Raw genomic sequence first — 1,680 nt, 5'->3', positions numbered from 1 at the left:
GCCCTTATCAATGTATTTTATTGCCTCTTCATGTTGATATGTGAAGTCTAAACATTTTGCTAAATTGAAAATGATTTTTAATTTAATTTCTTTGTCTCTAGGAAAATCTAACTTATTAAAATTAGTTAAACATCTTTTTAATATCGTAATACTTTTTTCATATTCTTTATTTTCCCCATGAAATATAGCCATTGTCTGCATAATATGTATTTCTCTTTCTGATAAAAAATCAGAATTGGTTAAAGTTAGTTTTAACGCATGATTTAAAAGAGTTAAAGCAGTTTTTGTTGATCTATTTACCTCAAATATAGCGATTGCTTCATGCCATATTAGAAATTGTTTCTCTTCTTTTGTTTGAAAATTATTTAAGTTTTTCTCTTTTTTTACTATTTCATAAAGTTCTTTATATTGTTTTTGCTTTAAGCAATCTTTTATTACGTATTTTACATTTTCTACATATTTTAATCTTTTGTTTTGAGTTAGTGCAAATATATGATTCGGATCAATGCCAAGTCTTTCTGATAATTGATATAACAATATACTAGATGGATAAATCACACCTTTTTCGATCTTGCTAATTTGACTTTGTGAACATATTCCATGACACAATTCGGATTGTGATATTTTTTTTTTTATTCTAAGTTCTTTAATGGTAATACCCAAATCGTTAAATTCCATTTTTTCACCTACTATTTAGCACTGCATTATTATAAGAGTTTTCTCTAACCTTTAATGTAATGTAAAATTAATATATTTACAATTATTATTTGTTTTAAAGGAATTACCGTTTCCATAGGATGGTGAGGCTTTTATTATGTACAAAAAAAGACACCCTAAGGTGCCTTCCTGCGACTTGAACTACGTTCATTTAGTATAAACTTATCCGTATTATCCCTTTGTTATACGTGTAAATCTATGTTTAAAACGTATAATACAATTAAAAGAACTTTTTAAAATTTGAGGAGTTTATCGTGAATGGTAAAGCTCTTCATAAATATATGGGTGAGAAAACTGATGACGATTTCCCTTTTAAAATACATCGTAAAATATATTTTACGATGTATTTTGTTGTATGTTGTATGTTGGAGAGTGGAGAGTATAGGAATATTAAATAATTGTTCAGCTTTTGAGATGCCTTGAGGGAATTTAGCACCTTACGCTAGCTTTGCTGCTTTCCTGGCCCCTTTAGCCTCCAGAAGGCCTAATCCAGTTATGTATTGGAGAAACGGTGAAGGAATAGAATCTTTAGTTGATAGTAAATTTTTATCTTAATGTGGAAGAAAAACAGTTTTGGCAGGTACTCAATTATATACCATATTCATTGGCAAGAGAGAGAAAAGAAGTAAAGAATCATGAATGAAAAGGGGAGAAGATACTATATTACGACAAATGAACCCTTTGTATATGTGAAGTAGAAAAAGTAAAAGATCACCTGTAAAGGGCGGTTGAAAATTGGTCTTACTATTTATTTTTTAAAGCTCTTTTTAAGAGTTCAACTATTTGTACTAGCTATTCTATAGGAGTGAGGTTTAAAGCAGGAAAATAAATTTCGGTATTATGTGTAATGAATTCTTATTTTTCATGAACAGATAAACCACTTTGTAGGATAGCTGTAATAATAAAACTACTATTTTATGGGGGGCATTTCCGAATGATCTATTACCATCAATTTAATATTTT

The 1,680-nt window shown here is 28.6% G+C and carries 1 protein-coding gene; it reads right to left on the bottom strand.

Annotation, left to right across the window (positions count from 1 at the left end; translation table 11 throughout):
* The coding region (locus DN403_RS30580; protein WP_149186112.1) for a helix-turn-helix domain-containing protein at positions 1-678 on the bottom strand (678 nt) is incomplete at its 3' end.
* Between the last annotated feature and the right edge of the window lie 1,002 nt (positions 679-1,680).

It is taken from the genome of Bacillus sp. AY2-1 (assembly GCF_008368965.1).
GTDB lineage: Bacteria > Bacillota > Bacilli > Bacillales > Bacillaceae_G > Bacillus_A > Bacillus_A thuringiensis_S.
This window is presented reverse-complemented; position numbering and strand designations above follow the sequence as displayed.